The 18,601-nt window shown below is 70.1% G+C and carries 16 protein-coding genes; 5 read left to right on the top strand and 11 right to left on the bottom strand.

The features are described 5' to 3' along the window. The first annotated feature begins 18 nt into the window (after positions 1-18). From msrA to AC07N1_RS08260, 5 genes are all read left to right on the top strand, one after another. Positions 19-600 carry a peptide-methionine (S)-S-oxide reductase MsrA gene (msrA, locus tag AC07N1_RS08280; protein WP_494671357.1) on the top strand — a complete coding sequence of 194 codons (582 nt, stop codon included), beginning with the start codon at positions 19-21 and terminating at the stop codon, positions 598-600. Positions 601-817: 217 nt separating this feature from the next. Next, positions 818-2,215 (top strand): DUF4139 domain-containing protein, encoded by a 1,398-nt coding sequence (locus tag AC07N1_RS08275; RefSeq protein ID WP_494671356.1) that lies wholly within the window; start codon positions 818-820, stop codon positions 2,213-2,215. A 143-nt stretch (positions 2,216-2,358) separates the two neighbouring features. Continuing rightward, positions 2,359-3,945, top strand: a complete 1,587-nt coding sequence (locus AC07N1_RS08270; RefSeq protein WP_494671355.1) for a DUF4139 domain-containing protein — start codon at positions 2,359-2,361, stop codon at positions 3,943-3,945. A gap of 266 nt (positions 3,946-4,211) precedes the next feature. After that, positions 4,212-5,222, top strand: a complete 1,011-nt coding sequence (locus AC07N1_RS08265) for a hypothetical protein (RefSeq protein ID WP_494671354.1) — start codon at positions 4,212-4,214, stop codon at positions 5,220-5,222. 106 nt (positions 5,223-5,328) lie between these two features. Next, positions 5,329-5,856 (top strand): TIGR00645 family protein, encoded by a 528-nt coding sequence (locus AC07N1_RS08260; protein WP_494600721.1) that lies wholly within the window; start codon positions 5,329-5,331, stop codon positions 5,854-5,856. Between the two features lie 177 nt (positions 5,857-6,033). On the opposite strand, the gene AC07N1_RS08255 is transcribed toward AC07N1_RS08260, so the two are convergent. The 11 genes from AC07N1_RS08255 to AC07N1_RS08205 form a co-directional block, all read right to left on the bottom strand. Beyond that, a complete protein-coding gene (locus AC07N1_RS08255; RefSeq protein ID WP_494671353.1) occupies positions 6,034-6,648 on the bottom strand; it encodes a DUF1134 domain-containing protein in 615 nt (204 codons plus the stop codon). A 221-nt stretch (positions 6,649-6,869) separates the two neighbouring features. After that, positions 6,870-7,958, bottom strand: a complete 1,089-nt coding sequence (gene murG, locus AC07N1_RS08250) for an undecaprenyldiphospho-muramoylpentapeptide beta-N-acetylglucosaminyltransferase (protein WP_494671352.1) — start codon at positions 7,956-7,958, stop codon at positions 6,870-6,872. 76 nt (positions 7,959-8,034) lie between these two features. Then, positions 8,035-9,207, bottom strand: a complete 1,173-nt coding sequence (gene ftsW / locus AC07N1_RS08245; RefSeq protein WP_494671351.1) for a putative lipid II flippase FtsW — start codon at positions 9,205-9,207, stop codon at positions 8,035-8,037. Between the two features lie 185 nt (positions 9,208-9,392). Beyond that, positions 9,393-10,805, bottom strand: coding sequence for a UDP-N-acetylmuramoyl-L-alanine--D-glutamate ligase (gene murD / locus AC07N1_RS08240; RefSeq protein WP_494671350.1), 1,413 nt, complete (start codon positions 10,803-10,805; stop codon positions 9,393-9,395). 14 nt (positions 10,806-10,819) lie between these two features. After that, positions 10,820-11,935 carry a phospho-N-acetylmuramoyl-pentapeptide-transferase gene (gene mraY, locus AC07N1_RS08235; RefSeq protein ID WP_494671349.1) on the bottom strand — a complete coding sequence of 372 codons (1,116 nt, stop codon included), beginning with the start codon at positions 11,933-11,935 and terminating at the stop codon, positions 10,820-10,822. After that, positions 11,935-13,323, bottom strand: a complete 1,389-nt coding sequence (locus tag AC07N1_RS08230) for a UDP-N-acetylmuramoyl-tripeptide--D-alanyl-D-alanine ligase (protein ID WP_494671348.1) — start codon at positions 13,321-13,323, stop codon at positions 11,935-11,937. Before AC07N1_RS08230 ends, mraY begins: the two co-directional genes overlap by 1 nt. Then, positions 13,316-14,773, bottom strand: coding sequence for a UDP-N-acetylmuramoyl-L-alanyl-D-glutamate--2,6-diaminopimelate ligase (locus tag AC07N1_RS08225; RefSeq protein WP_494671347.1), 1,458 nt, complete (start codon positions 14,771-14,773; stop codon positions 13,316-13,318). Before AC07N1_RS08225 ends, AC07N1_RS08230 begins: the two co-directional genes overlap by 8 nt. Next, positions 14,770-16,536 (bottom strand): peptidoglycan D,D-transpeptidase FtsI family protein, encoded by a 1,767-nt coding sequence (locus AC07N1_RS08220; RefSeq protein ID WP_494671346.1) that lies wholly within the window; start codon positions 16,534-16,536, stop codon positions 14,770-14,772. Before AC07N1_RS08220 ends, AC07N1_RS08225 begins: the two co-directional genes overlap by 4 nt. Further along, positions 16,533-16,964 carry a cell division protein FtsL gene (gene ftsL / locus AC07N1_RS08215; protein WP_494671345.1) on the bottom strand — a complete coding sequence of 144 codons (432 nt, stop codon included), beginning with the start codon at positions 16,962-16,964 and terminating at the stop codon, positions 16,533-16,535. The genes AC07N1_RS08220 and ftsL overlap by 4 nt, the downstream gene beginning before the upstream one ends. Beyond that, complete coding sequence (gene rsmH / locus AC07N1_RS08210) at positions 16,961-17,902, bottom strand: 16S rRNA (cytosine(1402)-N(4))-methyltransferase RsmH (protein ID WP_494671344.1); 942 nt, start codon at positions 17,900-17,902, stop codon at positions 16,961-16,963. Before rsmH ends, ftsL begins: the two co-directional genes overlap by 4 nt. Then, the gene (locus AC07N1_RS08205; RefSeq protein ID WP_494671343.1) at positions 17,899-18,366 is read right to left on the bottom strand and encodes a division/cell wall cluster transcriptional repressor MraZ; all 468 of its coding nucleotides are present in this window, start codon (positions 18,364-18,366) and stop codon (positions 17,899-17,901) included. Before AC07N1_RS08205 ends, rsmH begins: the two co-directional genes overlap by 4 nt. Positions 18,367-18,601 lie beyond the last annotated feature (235 nt).

The following is an 18,601-nucleotide window of genomic DNA, read 5'->3' as shown; positions in this document are numbered from 1 at the left end:
GCCTCGAAAGGACCGCCCATGCTTCGCCGCCTCCTGCTGCTGATCGCCCTCGCGACCGCCCTGCCCGCCATTGCTTTGGCCGCGCCGACCAAGACGGCCGTCTTCGCCGGCGGCTGCTTCTGGTGCATGGAGAACGACATGCGGGGCATTCCCGGCGTCGTGAAGGTCGAGAGCGGCTACACCGGCGGCCACGTGAAGAACCCGACCTATCGCGACGTGACCAGCGAGCGCAGCGGCCACTACGAGGCCGTCCGCGTCACCTACGACCCGGCCAAACTCCCCTACGCCTTCCTGCTGCAGCGCTACTGGAAGCTGGTCGATCCGACCGACGACGAAGGCCAGTTCTGCGACCGCGGCCCCTCCTATCGCCCCGCCGTCTTCGTCGACGCCGAGCAGCGCGCCGCCGCCGAGCGCTCGCGCGCCGAGGCCGCCAAGCGCCTGAAGACCGGAACGATGAAGGCCCAGGTCCTGCCGCTGCAGACCTTCTGGCCGGCCGAGGCCTATCACCGCGACTACGCCAAGAACAACTCGGTCGAGTATCACCTCTACCGCACGGGCTGCGGGCGCGATCGGCGCCTGGCGCAGGTGTGGGGGAAATAGAGACCCTCCCCCTGAAGGGGGAGGTGGCCCGAAGGGTCGGAGGGGGAAGTCCCTGCCGAGGTCAGGGCGGCCGTCGGCTCAAAGATCACACCCCCTCAGTCGCTTCGCGACAGCTCCCCCTTCAGGGGGAGCGTCCGATATTACACCCATAATCTCTCGACTTTCCCGCGTAGCCGTGAAACCGTGGCCGCAAAGAGAGTAGGGAGACGTCGCGCCGATGCTTCGGGCCGCCTTGTTCGCCACCGTCTGCGTGGCCGCCGCTTCCACCGCCGCCATTCCCGCGGTCCACGCCCAGACAGCGCCTGTCCAGACCGCATCGCCGCCGAAAGTCTCGGTCACCATCTACAACAACAACCTGGCTTTGGTTCAGGACCAGCGGACGATCGACGTCTCCGCCGGCCGCCAGCGGCTGGAGTTCAAGGACGTCTCGGCCGCCATCCGCCCCGAGACCGTCAGCCTGTCCTCGCCCAACCTGGGCGTGGTCGAGCAGAACTTCGACTACGACCTGCTGACCCCCGACAAGCTGATGGAGAAGGCGGTCGGGCGGCAGATCAGGATCGTCCGCACCAATCCCGGCGACGGCAAGGAGACCACCGAGACCGCCACCGTGCTGGCCGCCAACGAGGGCGTGGTGCTGAAGATCGGCGACCGCATCGAGGTGCTGCGCGACGACGGCGTGCCCACGCGGGTGATCTTCGACAAGGTGCCCGAGACCCTGCGCGCCCGTCCGACCCTGTCGGTGACGGTCAACGCCGACAAGGCCGGCCCCACGCCCGTGACCCTCAGCTACCTGACCTCGGGCCTGTCGTGGGCGGCCGACTATGTCGCTCTGTTCGACGAGAAGAAGAACGCGCTGGACCTGCAGGGCTGGATCACCCTGCGCAACAACTCCGGCACGGCCTTCGACAACGCCCAGACCCAGCTGGTGGCCGGCAACGTCAACCAGTTCAACGGCGGCGGGTCGTCGGTGCGCGGCTCGATCTCGGCCGGGACCGAGAGCAGCGGCCGCGAGCGCATCGCCGACTACTACATCTACCCCCTGCCCGAGCGGACCACGATCGCGGCCAACCAGAACAAGCAGGTCGGCTTCCTCAGCGCCCAGGCCGTACCGGCCCAGAAGGTCTACGAGGTGCGCGAATACGGCTTCTCCAGCGACGAGAACCCGCAGAAGGCCATCACCGCCATCCAGTTCAGCAATTCCAGGCTGAAGGGCCTGGGCGACCAGCTGCCGGCCGGGACCATGCGCGTCTACATGCGCGACCAGGCGGGCGATCCGAAGTTCATCGGCGAGAACCAGATCGGCCACACCTCAGCCGGCTCGGAACTGTCGATCAAGACCGGCGAGGCCTTCGACGTCTCCAGCCAGGCCACCCTGGTCTCGCAGGAAAAGGTCTCCAAGACCCGCTCGCGCTACGTCATGAAGTACGTGGTCCGCAACGCCCGGCCCGAGGCCGTGACGGTGGAGCTGCGCCAGGCCGGCCTGCTGCGCGACGGCAAGGTCAGCGACGAGAGCCTGCCCAGCCGCCGCATCGACGCTCGCACCCTGGGCTGGAGCGTCCCCGTCCCCGCCAACGGCGAGACCGTCCTGACCTTCACGGTGGACAACGGCTGGTGACGGCGAGCCCGATCCGCAGGGAACCTCCCCCTGTGGGGGAGGTGTCGCCGAAGGCGACGGTGGGGGGAACGCCCGCAGACCTTGCCACGCCCCCCACCGGTCGCTTCGCGACCGCCTCCCCCACAGGGGGAGGTTCCTTGGTCGTGCGAACCGCCCTCGTGGCCCTCGCCTTACTCGCTACGCCTCTCACCGCCCGCGCCGACACTATCCCCTCCACCGCCCCGGAAGCGGTCGCCGTCACCCTCTATCGCGACGGCCAGGGGCCGGTGCAGACCCTGTCGCCCTGGGAGAAGCAGCGGGCCGCCGAGCAGGGGCTGGTGATGGTCAGCGAGACCCGCACGGTCGAGTTGCCGGCCGGCCGCCACGTGCTGCGCTTCGACGGCGTCGCCGAGGGCCTGATCCCGCAGAGCGCGGCCATCGAGGGTCTGCCGCAGGGCGCGGTCGAGCGTAATTACGACTACGCCCTGCTCAGCCCCGGCACCCTGGTCGAACGGTCCCTCGACCAGCCGGTCAAGGTGGTGCGCACCAACCGCGAGACCGGCCGCCAGACGACGGTCGACGCCACCCTGATCCAGGGCCCTGATGGACTGATGGTGCGCACCGCCGACGGGGTGGAGGCCCTGGGCTGCTCGGGCGGCCCCGAGCGCCTGGTGTTCGAGCGCGCGCCCGACGGCCTGTCCAGCAAGCCGACCCTGTCGGCCCTGGTCGATGTGCCCACCGGCGGCAGCTACCGCCTGACCCTGACCTACCTGGCCATCGGCGTGAACTGGCAGGCCGACTACGTCGCCACCCTCAACCCCGACGGCAAGACGCTGGACCTGCTGGGCTGGCTGACCGTCATGAACAGCTCCGGCTCGACCTTCGCCGACGCCCCGACCCAGTTGGTGGCCGGCAAGCTTTCGCGCGTGCCGGTCAACACGCCCAGGCCGCGCGTAGTCCGGGCCAGCCGCGCCTGCTGGCCGATGGACACCACGACCCACGGCGCGCCGCCGCCACCGCCGCCCCCTCCCCCACCGCCGCCTCCCCCGCCAATGGCCGCGCCGGTCATGATGTCCGCCAACCGCGCCGTCGAGGAGTCGGTCGTGGTCAGCGGCGCCCGCAAGCGCGCCCTGGCCGAGCAGTCCGACCTCGGCGACTACAAGCTCTACACCCTGCCCGAGCCGGTCACCGTGGCCGCCCGCCAGACCAAGCAGATGGCCTTCCTCGACCTGAAGGACGTCCGCTACCAGCGGCTCTATGTCGTGCCGGTCAGCCCCTGGAACGACTACGCGGACGACGACGGGATCGACGCCCCGCAGGTCGTGCTGCGCCTCGACAACAAGGCCGCCGAGGGCCTGGGCAAGCCCCTGCCCTCCGGCGCCCTGTCGGTGATGGAGACGGTCGGCGGCCTGCCGACCTTCGCCGGCGAGCAGGCCGTGCGCGACGTCGCCGTGGGCGAACCCGCCGACCTCGTCATCGGCCAGGGCATGGACGTCCGCGCCCGCCCGCGCCTGGTCGAGGACAAGCGGGCCGGCAAGACCATGGTCCGCCGCACCTACGAGGTCGACCTGGCCAACGACAAGTCGATCCCGGTCACCTTCGAGATCCGCCACGACCCGGACGTCGAGTTCTTCAAGGTGGTGTCCGAACCAGCGAAACACGACATCCGCCAGGGCCAGGTCGCCTGGCGCGTGACCCTGGCCCCGGGCGAGACCCGCCTCTTCCGCTACGTCGTGCGGCACGCGGGCTGAGCCACCCAGGCGTGTCCCAAGCGCCACAGCAACCCGGCGACGCGCCAAATGGGCGAACGCCGGTCTTGCGGCCGCGCGCCGGCCGTGAGATCAGCCCGCTCCCGATCAGACTCCGGAGCCGAACCGCCGCATGACCTTCCTCGTCGCACAGCTGAAGCCGCCCATGACGGCGGAATGGCGCGCGTCGACCAAGGCGCGCCCGGCCCTTCGCCCCACCGTTTCCAACCGCTGATCGCGGCCGCTCCGGCCGCGTCCGGAGCTTTTCGATGTCCGTCCTGCCTCTGGCCGGGCCGTCCCTGACCGCCTCGCCCCTACTGCGCCTGATCGCGCCCGACTACGCCGACACGCTGGCCGCCATGTGGCCCGCGCCCCATACGCCGTTCCTGACCGCGCCCGCCGCGCGTCGGCACCTCGTCTGCCTGATGCTGGCGGTCGATCCCGTCGACGCCGCGCCGCTGGACGTCGCCCGCCTGCTGGACGAGCCGCTGCGCAAGATCGTGCGGCGGGTCGTCGATCCCGCCCCCGAGGGCCTGCGCCGGGCGCTGGAGCATCTGGGCGAGATCGCCTGGTCGGCCGCCGACTATCGCATCCTGCTGGCCCTGCTGGCGGAGCCCGCGGCCGCCAAGCGCCTGCGCCACGCCGGGGCGATCACGCCCGACGAGGTGCGGACCCTGGACGCCCTGCCGCCGGCCGTGCGCGCCCGCGGCCTGATGCGCATGGCGCCCGCCCAGGCGGTGCTGCTGGCCGAGGCCCATGCGGCCCTGTCGCGCCGCCTGGAGCCGGCGGTGCTGGCCGAGCGGATCGCCGCCTGGAGCCGCGCGCCCGACGCCAAGGCGCTGTTCACCCTGGTGGCCGAGGATTTCCGCCTCGACCCGCCCGCGCCGCCGCATCCGGGGACCGAGCGGCTGCGGCCGCTGGCCACGGCGAGCGCCATCCGCGACGCCGCCCGTCGCTACCGCAACTGCCTGGACAACTATGTCGACGACGCCCTCGACCGGCGCAGCGCCATCTACGAGTGGGTGCCCGAGCCGGGCGCGGTGATCGAGCTGACGCCCGACGGCATCTTCGGCTGGCGGCTGGACCAGGCGAGGCTGCGCAGCAACAAGTCGGTGGAGGACGCCACGCGCGAAGCCATCGTCGCCGAGCTGCGCGGCATGGGCCTGCATGTCGGCCGCAGCGCCTGGCAGATCCGCAACGCGCTCGACCGCGCCGCCGCCCCGGACTTCAAGCTGGAGCCCGTCGACGCGGCGATCGCCGAATACTTCACCGGCTTCTGACGGAGCCGGTGAAGACCGCCGCGCCCTGGAGGCTCGAGCGGGCGACGCGACTTCGTCAAGAAGCCCGGCTAGGCTTGCCCGCAGGACCAGAACCGCGGAGGCGCGCATGAAGAAGCCCGTGATCGAGACCCTGCTGGAGCGCGGCCTGTTCGCCTCGCGCTGGCTGATGGCCCCGTTCTATGTCGGCCTGGTGGTCGCCCTGGCCGCGCTGATCGTGGTGTTCTTCCAGGAACTGTTCCACGAACTGCCCAACGTCCTGTCGATGAAGCCGGAGGACGCGATCCTGCTGGCGCTGTCGCTGATCGACCTGTCGCTGGCGGCCAACCTGCTGGTGATCGTCATCCTGTCGGGCTACGAGAACTTCGTCTCCAAGATCGACACCGCCAGCCACGAGGACCGCCCCGACTGGATGGGCACGGTCGATTTCTCGGGCCTGAAGATGAAGCTGATCGCCTCGATCGTGGCGATCTCGGCCATCGCCCTGCTGAAGTCGTTCCTGAAGCTGACCGAACCGCAGGTCCCGCTCGACCAGCCGCGCCTGCTCTGGCTGGTGGTGGTGCACCTGTCGTTCGTGGTCTCGGGCGTGCTGCTGGCGGTGATGGACTGGCTGAACAGCAAGGTGACCAAGCACTGACCGTGTTCCCTCTCCCCTTGCGGGAGAGGGTGGCCTCCGAAGGAGGTCGGGTGAGGGGTCGCACGTACAGAAACGCCGCGACGGCTGTTCAGCTGTCGCGGCGTTTTGTGTCTGAGAGACCCCTCATCCGTCGACTTCGTCGACACCTTCTCCCGCAAGGGGAGAAGGATATCGGGATCAGAACGGCAGGATGTTGCGTTGGCGGCTGTAGGCCAGGTAGCCGACATTGGCGCCCAGGCGCAGGCCGACGCCGGCGCGGATCGGGGCCAGGGTGATGGTGTCGGCCTTCTGGTAGTTCACGCCCAGGCCGCCCACGAGATAGGCGCTGCCCTCGACGCCGGGGAAGCGACGGAAGATGGCGTCCGGATATTGCAGGTTATAGCACAGGGTGAAGACCCGGCTGGCGTTGCCGCCCCAGTCCCAACCGATCGACGGGCCCTGCCAGAAGGTTTCCTGGGTGGGGCGGTTCTTCATGTAGAGCAGGCCGCGGCCGTAGCGCAGGCCCACGCCGATGGCGCCCGAGCCCTCTTCGCCGGCGATGTAGCCGGTGGGCTGGCCGCGCTCGCGGAAGATGCGTTCGATGGCCGCGCCGGCGCTCTCGGCCGTGACGCCGAGGAAGTCCGACGTGGCGCGGATCATCTCGTCGGCCGAATAGGTGGCGGCCGCGCCGGTGTCGTAGGTCGGCGCGTCGGCGCCGGGATTATGCGGCTGCGAGGTGCTGGCGCAGGCGCCCAGGCCCACGGAGGTCAGGCCGGAGGCCATGCCAGAGAGGATCAGAGAGCGACGGTCCATGTGTCTTTCTCGCAAGGCTAGAGCGTGACAGCCGAAAGTGTAGGCGGTTTCGGCGACCGCCACGCTCTCGTATTTGACTTTAGAGCCTGCCGATCTGCTCCTGGCGTTAGCCGGGATCAGGCAAGCTCTAACGTGTCGGCACTGTCACAGGCTTTCATGTCCGGTTTGGGGCGCGTTGCTTAACGCGCGGTTAAGCATGTTCCCGACTGGACCTGCGATATCTAACGCGCGGTGCGCTCGACAAGGTCCGCCAGCTTCTCGGCCGCGTCAGGCGCGGCCACCGAGCGGGCGCCCTTGGCCATGCGGGCCAGGCGCTCGGGGTTCTTGAGCAGGGCGTTCAGGGCCCCGGCCAGGGCGTCGACCGTCAGCTCGTCCTCCAGGCACACCGCCGCGCCCCCGGCCTCTTCCAGCAGCTTGGCGTTGAAGCGCTGGTGGTCGTCGGCGGCGATCTTAAGCGGCACCAGGATCGACGGGCGGCCGGCCACGGCCAGTTCGCAGCAGGTCGACGAGCCGGCCCGGCCGACGACCAGGTGGCTCTGGCGCAGGCGGCCGGCCATGTCGCGGAAGAACGGCGCGACCTCGCAGTCGACCATGGCGTTGCGATAGATCTTGCGGGCGTGCTCCATGCTCTCGGCGCGAGCCTGCTGGAACACCTTCATGCGGCCGCGCATCTCTTCGGGCAGCTTGGCGACGGCCTCGGGCACCAGTTCCGACAGCAGGCGCGCGCCCTGGCTGCCGCCGGTGACGAGAATGCGCAGTTGCACCTCGGGCGGCAGGTAGGGAGTTTCGGCCAGGTCGCGGATCTCCGGACGCACCGGGCTGCCGACCACGCGGGCGCGGGCCTTCACGGACGGCTTGGCCAGCTCCAGCGTCGGGAAGGCGCAGGCCACCTCGCCGACATAGGGCGCCAGGAAGCGGTTCACCCGGCCCAGCACGGCGTTCTGTTCATGGATGACGGTCGGGCGCTTTTCCAGCAGGGCCGCCAGCAGGGCCGGCAGGGCGGGGTAACCGCCGAAGCCGACCACGACCGACGGGTTCAGCCGGGCGAAGGCGGCCTTGGCCTGCATCACGCCCTGGAACACCGCGACCCCGGCCTTGACCATGCCGATCGGATCGCTGGCCTTGGCCGTGGCGGCCGACAGGGCCAGCCGCTCCTGCGCGGGGAACTTGTCGGCGTAGAAGGCGCCGCGTTCGTCGGTGGCCAGCACCACGCGCCAGCCGCGCGCGATCAGGGCCTCGGACAGCGCCTGGGCGGGGAACATATGGCCGCCGGTGCCCCCGGCGGCGACGATCGCCAGCTTGCCGCTCATCAGGCCTGGTCCGCGGAACGGATGGAGGGACGCGTGAAGAGGTTACGCAACTGCAGTCTCCCTAACCCGGAAGCCTTCAGTCGAAGGCCCCCGCCTGGCCGAACGGCCCGCCGCCGCCATAGGACCCGGGCCGCTTGCGGGTCAACGCCAGCGCCATCCCCAGGGTCAGTCCCATGGCCAGCATCGACGAGCCGCCGTAGCTGATGAACGGTAGGGTCATGCCCTTGGTCGGGATCATGTTCAAGTTCACAGCGACATTGATGAACGTCTGCTGGCCCAACAGCACGAAAAGACCGGCCGAAGCGACCTGTTCGAAAGGGTCGGCCAGCTTCATCGACTTGTAGAGCCCGCGCACCACGACGAAGGCGAACAGGCTGATCAGGGCCAGCGAGAAGACGAGGCCGTACTCCTCGGCCGCCACCGAATAGATGAAGTCGGTGTGCAGGTCGGGCACGTGGCGCTTCATGACACCCTCGCCCGGGCCGCGCCCGAACAGGCCGCCGGCGTGGATGGCCTCTGCGGCGCGGGTCACCTGGTGGGTGTCGGCCTGGTCGGGGCTGAGGAATTTCTGCACGCGGGCGTGCACGTGGTCGAACAGGAAATAGGTCGAGCCCAGGCCCCCCAGCGCCACCGCGCCCAGGCCCATGATCCACGAGATCGGCACCCCGGCCATCCAGAAGGCGGCTCCGAAGGCGATGGTGATCAGCACGGTCTGGCCGACGTCGGGCTGCATCAGGAGCAGGCCCACGGCGATGAAATAGAGGCCGAAGGCGATCGACACGCCCGGCACGCCCTCGCCTTTCTGGCCCTCGGAGAACATCCACGAGACCAGGATGATCAGGGCCGGCTTCATGAATTCCGACGGCTGGAAGGTGAAGCCGCCGATCATCAGCCAGCGGGCCGCGCCCTTGGCGCTGTGGCCGATGAACGGCAGGGCCGCCATGACGCCGATGGCGACGATGTAGATGAAGAACGCCGCCCGCCGGATGCCCTTGGGACTCAGCATCGACACGGCCAGCACGATCGTCGCCGCGCCTGCGCCGAACACCAGTTGGCGGATGGCGAAGTGGAACTGGTCGTCGATGCCGATCCGCTGGGCCGCGGCCGGGCTCGAGGCGAACGACAGCAGGACGCCCACCGTGACCAGGATCGCGGTCGCGCCCAGCAGCCAGCGATCGGTCGTCCACCACCACACCCCGAGGGGCGAGCGGTCGGTCCGGGCGAAGGCGTGGGCGGTCTGCTGGCGCATGGGCGGAGAGTCGGCCGTTAGGGTTAATCGAGTCTTGCCGACGCCCGCGACGAAAAGGCGGCCGGTTGGGGCGATCCCCCTCAGTCGCTCCGCGACAGCTCCCCCAAAGTGGGAGCATCTGGCGCGGCGTAGATCCTCCCCCTCTGGGGGAGGTGGCCCGGAGGGCCGGAGGGGGCCCCGCGGCGTTAAGCCCGCTTGGCCTTGGGCTTGGCCAGCAGACCGTTCACGGCCGCGCGGAAGGCTTCGCCGCGGGCTTCGAAGTCGGCGAACTGGTCGAACGAGGCGCAGGCCGGCGAGAGCAGGACGATGGCGTCCTGGCCGGTGGCGGCGGCGTCGGCATGGGCGGAGGCGACGGCGGTCTCGATGTCGCCGCACTGCTTGACCGGGGCCTTGCCGTCCAGCGTCTTGCCGAAGTCATCGGCCGCCTGGCCGATCAGGTAGGCGCAGGCCACGCGCGGGAACAGGTCCTGAAGGTCCTCGATGCCGCCGGCCTTGGGCACGCCGCCGGCGATCCAGTAGAACTTCGGATAGGACGACATCGCCTGGCGGGCGGCGTCGGCGTTGGTGGCCTTGCTGTCGTTGACGAAGGCGACCCGCCCGATCTTGCCGACCGTCTCCATGCGGTGGGCCAGGCCCGGGAAGGTCATCAGACCCTCGACCGCCTGCTGGGGCGGTATGCCGATGGCGATGGCGGCGGCGTAGGCGGCCGCGGCGTTCTGCCAGTTGTGGCGGCCCGGCAGGCTGCGGGCGCGCAGCAGATCGGCCATCTCGGTGACGCGCTCGCCGGTGGCGTCGTACAGCACGCCCTGCAGGGCGTAGACGCCCCGGCCCATGGCCTTGCCGGCGCTGATCGGCCAGATGGTGCGGCGGTTGGCGGCGGTGATCTCGGTGCAGATCTGCTGGCACCAGGGATCGTCGACCCCGATGATCGCGGTGTCGCCCTTGCCCTGGTTGAGGAAGATGCGGCGCTTGGCGGCGATGTAGCCTTCCATCGAGCCGTGGCGGTCGATGTGGTCGGGCGACAGGTTCAGCAGCACCGTGGCGTCGGCGTGCAGGCTGGAGGTCAGGTCCAGCTGGTAGCTCGACAGCTCCAGCACGTAGACGGCCCCGCCGTGCATGTCTTCCAGGCCCAGGACGCCGGCGCCGATGTTGCCGCCGACGCGGGTGTCGCGGCCGGCCTGCTGGCACAGGTGGCCGATCAGGGCCGTGGTGGTCGACTTGCCGTTGGTGCCGGTGATGGCGATGATCTTCGGCTTCTTGTGCGCGGGCGCGGCGTTGACCGTGCGGGCGAAGAGCTCGACGTCGCCCAGGATCTCGACGCCGGCTTCCTTGGCCTTGTCGACGGTCCAGTGGGGCTTGGGATGGGTCAGCGGCACGCCCGGCGACAGCATCAGGGCGGCGAAACCGCTCCAGTCGGCCGTGGACAGATCGACGACCGGCAGGCCCTCGGCCCGCGCGGCTTCGCGGCCGGCTTCCTTCTCGTCCCACAGGGCGACCTTGGCGCCGCCGGCGATCAGGGCGCGCGCGGCCGTCAGGCCGGTGCGGCCCAGGCCGAACACCGCAACCGTCTTGTCTTCGAACCCACGGACCGGGATCATCGCGCGCCCTCCCCCTACCGTAGCTTCAACGTGGCGAGGCCGACGAACGACAGCATCATGGCGACGATCCAGAAACGGACGACGACGGTGCTTTCGGCCCAGCCCAGCTTTTCGAAATGGTGATGGATCGGCGCCATCAGGAAGATGCGCTTGCCGGTCTTCTTGAAGTAGGCGACCTGGATCATCACGCTCAGCGCCTCGGCCACGAACAGGCCGCCGACGATGCCCAGCACCAGCTCGTGCTTGGCGCAGACGGCGATCGAGCCCAGCGCGCCGCCCAGGGCCAGCGAGCCGGTGTCGCCCATGAAGATCTTGGCCGGGGGCGCGTTGTACCAGAGGAAGCCCATGCCGCCGCCGATGATGGCGCCGCACAGCACCGCCAGCTCGCCGACGCTCGGCACGAAGTGCAGGTTCAGATAGTCGGCGAACTTGTAGTTGCCGACGAGGTAGGCGATCAGGCCGAAGGTCGAGGCGGCGAACATCACCGGCACGATGGCCAGGCCGTCCAGGCCGTCGGTCAGGTTCACGGCGTTGGAGAAGCCGGCGATCGTGATCGCGGCGAAGGCCACGTAGAACCAGGACAGGTTGATCACCAGGTTCTTGAGGATCGGGAAGACCACCGAGGTCTCGAGCCCCGGCGTCATCGGCGACTTCGGCGCGAACAGGATCAGCACCACGGCGGCGAAGATCGAGACGATGAACTGGGCGATCAGCTTCTGGCCGCTGGAGAGGCCGGCGGTCGTCTGCTTGGTGACCTTGGCGTAGTCGTCCATGAAGCCCAGCACGCCGAAGGCCGCGGTGATGCCCAGCACCACCCAGACATGGACGTTGCGCAGGTCGGCGAACAGCAGCGAGCCGACGAACAGGCCGGCCAGGATCATGAAGCCGCCCATGGTGGGCGTGCCGGCCTTCTCGGTGACGTGGCGGGCGATGCCGTCGGTGCGGATCGGCTGGCCCTTGCCCTGCTTGGCCTTCATCCAGCGGATGAAGCGCGAGCCCATGGCCACGGCCACGATGTAGGCCGTCAGCATCGACATGCCGGTGCGGAAGGTCAGGTACTTCAGCAGGTTCAGGACCGGAACGTGCTCGTGACCGCCGCGCGAGAGCCATTCGTAGAGGAAATACAGCATCAGACTTGTTCCCGCCGGCCGAGCGCGGACAGGGCGGCGGCGACAGCGCCGGCCCGAGATCCGTTCGACCCCTTCACCATCACCACGTCGTTCGGCTCTACGGCCGCTACGATCTTTTCCGCCAGCTCGGGCGCGGCGTCCGCATAGCCGCCGCGGCGCGTCTGCGGAAGCGCGTTCCACAGCGACATCATTAACGGCCCGGCGCAGAACACCAGATCGATGCCGGCAGCGTCGATCGGACCCGCAAGCTCGGCGTGGAAGCGCGGGCTGTCGGGGCCCAGCTCCAGCATGTCGGTCAGGGCGACGATGCGGCGGCCCTTGACCCTGCGCGCGCCCAGCGTGGCCAGGGCGGCCTGCATCGACACCGGATTGGCGTTGTAGCTCTCGTCGACCAGGGTGAAGGCGCCGCCCTCGACGGCCACCGTCTGCTCGGCCCCGCGACCCTCGATCGGCGCGAACTCGGCCAGGGCGGCCAGGGCCGTGGCGCGATCGACGCCCAGGGCTTCGAGCATCAGCAGCACGCACAGGCTGTTGGGGCCCCAGTGCACGCCGGTCTGGCGGATCGGGAAGGAGACGGCCTCGCCGTCCAGCTCGGCGACGACGGTCGCGCCGGCGCCCTCGACCACGAAGTCCACCAGGCGGGCGCTGGTCCCGTCGCGGCCGAAGCTGCGCACGGTCGCGCCGACCTTGTCGGCCTGCGCCTTCAGCAGATCGAACCACTGGTTGTCGGCGTTCAGCACGGCGACGCCGCCGGGCTCCAGCCCGTCGAAGATCTCGGCCTTCGCGCGAGCCACGCCGATCTCGCCCTCGGCGAAGTTCTCAAGGTGCACCGGGCCGACCGTGGTGATCGCCACCGCGTGCGGGCGGATGAACTTCGACAGCGGGGTGATTTCGTCGGCGTGGTTCATGCCGACCTCGAACACCGCGCGCTGCGTGTCGCGCGGCATGCGGGCCAGGGTCAGCGGCACGCCGATGTGGTTGTTGTAGGACTTCACCGAGGCGTGGGCCTTGCCGGCGCGGCGCAGGCCGGCCTCGACGGCGCGGGTGACGCTGGTCTTGCCGACCGAGCCGGTGACGGCGCCGCGACGGGCCTGGGGCGCGCGCTCGCGGGCGGCGACGCCCAGGGCTTCGAGGGCCGTGAAGGTGTCGGCGACGACGACGGCGGGGGCAGCGACATCTGACCGCGAGGCCAAGCTCGCTCGAGCACCATTTAGCAGCGCTTGCCCGATGAACTCGTTGCCATCGCGAGCACCCGCCAAGGCAACAAACAGGTCCCCCGGCTCAACCGTGCGGCTGTCGATCGAAACGCCGTTGACTCCGAAATCCCCCAAGGCGATCCCGCCGGTGGCTTTCGCGATCTCCTCTGCCGTCCAGAGCACGTCAGCCATCGACGGCCTCCAGCGCGCTCAGGGTCTCGGCCACGTCGTCGAAGGGGTGGACGACGCCGGCGACGGTCTGCCCCTGCTCGTGGCCCTTGCCGGCCACCACCAGCACGTCGCCATCTTCCAGCAGGCTCACGCCGACACGGATGGCCTCGCGGCGGTCGCCGATCTCGCGCGCGCCCGGGGCGGCGGCGAGGATGGCGGCGCGGATGCTGGCCGGGTCTTCCGAACGCGGGTTGTCGTCGGTGACGATGGCGACGTCGGCCAGGCGGGCGGCGATCTCGCCCATCTGCGGACGCTTCGTCCGGTCACGGTCGCCGCCGGCCCCGAACACCGCCACCAGCTTGCCCCGCACGTGCGGGCGCAGGGCCTTCAGCACCGTCTCCAGGCCGTCGGGGGTGTGGGCGTAGTCGACATAGGCCTCGCCCTTGCCACTGCCCTTGCCGACGCGCTGCAGCCGGCCGGCCGCGCCTTCCAGCTTTTCCAGGGCGGCGAGCACGGCGTCGAGGTCCTCGCCCGTGGCCAGCACCAGGCCGGCCGCGACCAGCACGTTCGACGCCTGGAAGTCGCCGGCCAGCGGCAGCTTCACTTCGAACTCGCGGTCCTGGGCGGCGATCTTCAGCAGCTGGCCCCACGGGGTCGGCTCGCGCGAGATCAGCTTCAGGCCCTGGCCTTGCGCGCCGACCGACAGGATGGTCTCGCCCGAGGTCACGGCGGCGGCGGCGAAGGCGGGGAAGGCGTCGCTGTCGGCGTTGAGCACGGCGGTCGCGCCGCGCGGCAGCAGGGCCTCGAACAGCCGCAGCTTGGCGGCCCGGTAGCAACCCATAGTGCCGTGATAGTCCAGGTGGTCCTGGGTGAAGTTGGTGAAGCCGGCGGCGCTGATCTTCAGCCCGTCCAGGCGGCGCTGGTCGATGCCGTGCGACGAGGCCTCGACGGCCAGGTGGGTCACGCCCATCTGCGCGAGCTTCGCCGCCATCTCGGCGACGTCGGCGGCGTCGGGCGTGGTCAGGCCCGGCGGGGTCAGCTGCTGATCCGGAACGCCCGGCGCGCTGACGACGACGCCCAGGGTGCCCATGCTGGCGGCGGTCTTGCCCAGCAGGGCGTAGATCTGGCGGGCGAAGCCGGCGACCGAGGTCTTGCCGTTGGTGCCGGTGACCGCGATCACCGTCGCCGGCTGCTGCGCCCAGAACTCGGCGGCGGCCAGGGCGTAGGCGCGACGGATGTCGCCGGCGTGAGCCACGGGCACGGACAAGCCGGTCACGTCGTCGGGGGCCAGGACGGCGGCGGCGCCCGAGGCGATGGCGCCGGGGATGAAGGCGCGGCCATCGACCTTGCTGCCCGGCAGGGCGGCGAACAGGAAGCCTTCACGCACCTTGCGGCTGTCGGCGGTGACGCCGGCGATGGCCGGGTCGCCGTCGAACGGACGATGCAGGATCTGTGAAAGCGTCTTGGTCAAAGTCCCGCCCCTGGGGTGGTGGTCTTGGGCTGGCCGCCGGCCATGGTGAGGATGTCGTTGCGGCGCTGGACGCCGAGGAACGGGGCGATGCGGTCGATCACCCGGCCGACGGCCGGCGCGGCGACCCAGCCGCCCGTCGAGAAGCCGAAGGTCTTGGGCGTGCCGTGCGGCTCGTCCAGCAGGATCAGCACGAAGTAGCGGTCGGCCTCCAGCGGCCCCTCGGTGGGGAACACCGCGGCGAAGGACGAGACCTGGCGCTGGTGGTTGTAGCCGCGGATCGTGGGGTCGTACTTCTCGCCGGTGCCGGTCTTGCCGCCCACCGTCAGCCCCTTGATGTCGGCCGACTTGCCGCTGCCGCCGGTGACGTTGGCGCGCATGATCTGCAGCATCTGCTGCGAGGTCTCTTCCGACATCACCCGCGGGCCTTCCGGTCGCACGCCGGGGTCCAGCTTGCGGATCGTCAGGGGCGGCATGACGCCGCCGTTCAGCAGCGGGCCGAAGGCGCGGGCCAGGGCCAGCGGGCTGACGTTCATGCCGTGGCCGAACGAGGTGGAGGCCACCGCGTCGTTGTCCCACTTCTTCGGGGTCAGCGGACGGGCCGACTCGCGCAGCTCCACCTTGGCCGGCTTGGTCAGGCCCAGGTTGTTGAAATACTGGCTCAGCCGCTGCGGGCCGACGCCCTCGGCCAGGCGCGCGGTGCCGATGTTGGACGAGTGCTGGAACACCTCGACCAGGGTCAGGATCTTGCGGGCGGCGTGGTAGTCGTGGATCGTGCGGTAGCCCAGCTTGTAGGGCTCGCGGGCGTCGAAGGTCGAGTTGGGCGTGGCGACGCCCGTGTCCAGGCCGATGGCGACGGTGAAGGCCTTGAAGGTCGAGCCCATCTCGTAGACCGAGGCGGCCGCGCGGTTCAGCTTGGCGTCGTCGCTGGCCTTGCCCGGGTCGTTCGGGTCGAAGTCCGGATAGCTGGCAAGGCCCAGGATCTCGCCGGTGTGGACGTTGGTGACGATGCCGACCGCGCCCTTGGGGCCGAACTCCAGGGCGGCCTTGCGGACCTCGTCCTCGAGGGCGGCCTGGACGCGCAGGTCGATCGACAGGGCGATCGGGGCCGCGCCCTCGCCGCGGGCGGCTGCCGCGTGGATGTCGTCGTTCAGGGCGCCCTCGGCCCCGGCCAGGCCCTTGCCGCCGCCGTCGACGAAGCCGACGAAGTGGGCGGCCGAAACGCCGAGCGGATAGACGCGACGGGCCTGCTCCTCGAACTCCACGCCCGGCAGGCCCAGGTTGAAGATCACGTCCTTCTGGGCCGGGTCGAGCCCGCCCAGCAGGAAGGCGCGGCGGTCGCCGAACACGGCCTTGTCCAGGCGCTTGGCCGGAACCTGCGGCAGCGCGCGGCCGAGGGCGGCGCGGGTGGCCTTGGCGTCCCACACTTCCTTGGGATCGACGTAGAGCGCGTAGTGGGTCAGGTCGACGGCCAGCAGCTTGCCTTCGCGGTCGACGAGGTCGCCTCGCGCGCCCTCCATGGCCGCCAGATAGCCGCTGTTCTTGCTGGGGTTGGAGAACACCGCCGCCCAGGTGGCGCCGATGGCCAGCACCATGAAGGCGCAGGTGAACAGCGCCAGGACGAAGAAGATGCGGATGCTGGTGTCGTCTTCGGGCTTGGCCGCGGCCCGCGAGCGCTCGAAAGCGTGCTCCAGGCGCCAGACGCGCTCGACGACCCAGCGCCAGGCCGGGCCGCCGCCCTGGGGAACGAGGTTGGCGAGGCTCATCGCGGAGCCTCCTCGCCCGGCTGGTCGGCCGAGCCATCGGGCGCGTCGGCGCCGGCCAGGACCGCGCTCGGCGCGGGGGCCGGCGCCGGAGCGGCCTTCGAGGCCGGGACCGGGCGGCGGGCCACGTCGATCAGGGCGTCTTCGCTGGTCTCGCGCTCGGCGGCGATCGGCGCCAGCTGCGCGGCCTGGGCCAGGGACTCGATGCGGCGCGGCTGCTCCAGGTGGGCGACCTCGGCCTGCAGCAGGCGCACCTTGATGCGCTCGTCCTCGATCTGGCGCTCGACCGAGGCGATCTCGGCGCGCTCGCGGCCGGCGAAGGTCTTGGCCATGTAGACGCCCAGCACCAGGGTCAGCAGCACCCCGACCCCGACCAGCTCGACGACGCGGAAGCCGCGGACGCGGCGATTGAAGACCTCCGAGATCCTCATGCCGTGGGCTCCCAGACGGGGGCCTGCGTGCGGATCGCCGCGCGCAGCTTCGAGGAGCGAGCGCGGGGATTGACGGCCAGCTCGGCCTCGCCCGGCGCGATGGCCTTGGTCGAGATCAGCTGGAAGCTGGACGGTGCGCCGGCGGCGGCCGGCGGCGCGTGGCGCGAGCCGCCCGGCGTGCGGCCGGCCCGCTCGGCGAGGAAATTCTTGACGATGCGGTCTTCCAGCGAATGGAAGGTCACCACGGCCAGGCGGCCGCCCGGCTTGAGCACGCGCTCGGCGGCGGCCAGACCCGCCTCCAGCTCGCCCAGCTCGTCGTTGACGGCGATGCGCAGCCCCTGGAACGAGCGCGTGGCCGGATGCACCTTGGCGCCCTTGCGGCCGCCCAGGGCGCGCTCGATCACGGCCGCCAGGTCCAGGGTGCGGGTGAACGGTTCTTCGGCCCGACGCCTGACGATGAAGCTGGCCACGCGGCGCGAGGCGTGCTCCTCGCCGTAGACATAGAGGATGCGGGCCAGTTCGGTCTGGTCCAGGGTATTGACCAGATCGGCCGCCGTGGGGCCGTCGTCGCCCATGCGCATGTCCAAGGGACCGTCGCGCATGAAGGAGAAGCCGCGCTCGGCTTCGTCGAGCTGCATGGAAGACACGCCAAGATCCAGGGTTACGCCGTCGACCGACGCCTCTCCCAGATACGCGCTGATTTGCGAGAAACGGTCCTGAATCAGCCGAAAGCGACCATCCGCCGCGGAAAGGTCGGCCATGAAACGAACCACCGTCGGATCGCGGTCGAAGGCGGTGACGGAGGCGCCCGTGGACAGGATCGCGCGGGTGTAGCCGCCGGCCCCGAAGGTGCCGTCGACGACCATGTCGCCCGGCTTGGCGTCCAGCGCCTCGACCACTTCGCCCAACAGGACCGAGATGTGCGGCGCGACGCTCATGCCGCACCTCCCAGGCGCGCGACGCGCTGCTGGGCGCGCAGAGCGGCCAGGCCGTCGCGGGCCAGTTCGCGCTGGGCGGCGCGGTGGGCCTGGAAGGCGTCGCGCGACCAGATCTGGAAGCGCTCGCCCAGGCCGACGACCGTCACCTCGTCAGTGAGACCAAAGGTGTCGCACAGCACGTCGGGCAGGGTGATGCGGCCGGCGGTGTCGAACGACAGCCTGGCCATGCCGCCCAGGACGCTGGTCTCCAGGGCCGAACGCACCGGATCGCCGAAGGGCAGCTCGTCGATCACCGACTGGTAGCGGTCGAACAGCGCCTTGCCGCCGGCTTCCAGGCAGTCGGCCTCGATGGAGGGGAAGCAGAAGACGCCATCGAACGGACCCGAGACGGCGGCGCGGAACTCCTGCGGCACGACGATGCGCCGCTTGCTGTCCAGCTGCTTCTCGAATGTCGAGAGGAACACCCCGCCAACCTCAAAAGCCGTCGCCCCGCCATGGATCGATCCGGCCCGAATGGGTTAACATGGGATGAACTGGGAAACAATGACACCAAGGGCCATTTCGTCAGGAATTCAAAGGCGCTAGCGGTAATATCAGACCGCATAAAATGGTTAATTTCGGAACATACAGACAACCCGATATTTATCCACAGACCCGCGCACAGACGCGTCCCATCCCGGCCCATTTCGGGGCCCGGGG

This window comes from Caulobacter sp. GW821-FHT09B11, from assembly GCF_059418205.1.
The sequence above is the reverse complement of the archived record's forward strand: the minus strand, read 5'-3'. Positions and strand labels throughout refer to the sequence as shown.

What these genes read in the sequence shown, in the direction of transcription:
- msrA (WP_494671357.1), top strand. Translation starts at nt 19, where the DNA reads ATGCTTCGCCGCCTCCTGCTGCTGATCGCCCTCGCGACCGCCCTGCCC.
- AC07N1_RS08275 (WP_494671356.1), top strand. Translation starts at nt 818, where the DNA reads ATGCTTCGGGCCGCCTTGTTCGCCACCGTCTGCGTGGCCGCCGCTTCC.
- AC07N1_RS08265 (WP_494671354.1), top strand. Translation starts at nt 4,212, where the DNA reads ATGTCCGTCCTGCCTCTGGCCGGGCCGTCCCTGACCGCCTCGCCCCTA.
- AC07N1_RS08260 (WP_494600721.1), top strand. Translation starts at nt 5,329, where the DNA reads ATGAAGAAGCCCGTGATCGAGACCCTGCTGGAGCGCGGCCTGTTCGCC.
- AC07N1_RS08255 (WP_494671353.1), bottom strand. Translation starts at nt 6,648, where the DNA reads ATGGACCGTCGCTCTCTGATCCTCTCTGGCATGGCCTCCGGCCTGACC.
- murG (WP_494671352.1), bottom strand. Translation starts at nt 7,958, where the DNA reads ATGAGCGGCAAGCTGGCGATCGTCGCCGCCGGGGGCACCGGCGGCCAT.
- ftsW (WP_494671351.1), bottom strand. Translation starts at nt 9,207, where the DNA reads ATGCGCCAGCAGACCGCCCACGCCTTCGCCCGGACCGACCGCTCGCCC.
- murD (WP_494671350.1), bottom strand. Translation starts at nt 10,805, where the DNA reads ATGATCCCGGTCCGTGGGTTCGAAGACAAGACGGTTGCGGTGTTCGGC.
- mraY (WP_494671349.1), bottom strand. Translation starts at nt 11,935, where the DNA reads ATGCTGTATTTCCTCTACGAATGGCTCTCGCGCGGCGGTCACGAGCAC.
- AC07N1_RS08230 (WP_494671348.1), bottom strand. Translation starts at nt 13,323, where the DNA reads ATGGCTGACGTGCTCTGGACGGCAGAGGAGATCGCGAAAGCCACCGGC.
- AC07N1_RS08220 (WP_494671346.1), bottom strand. Translation starts at nt 16,536, where the DNA reads ATGAGCCTCGCCAACCTCGTTCCCCAGGGCGGCGGCCCGGCCTGGCGC.
- ftsL (WP_494671345.1), bottom strand. Translation starts at nt 16,964, where the DNA reads ATGAGGATCTCGGAGGTCTTCAATCGCCGCGTCCGCGGCTTCCGCGTC.
- rsmH (WP_494671344.1), bottom strand. Translation starts at nt 17,902, where the DNA reads ATGAGCGTCGCGCCGCACATCTCGGTCCTGTTGGGCGAAGTGGTCGAG.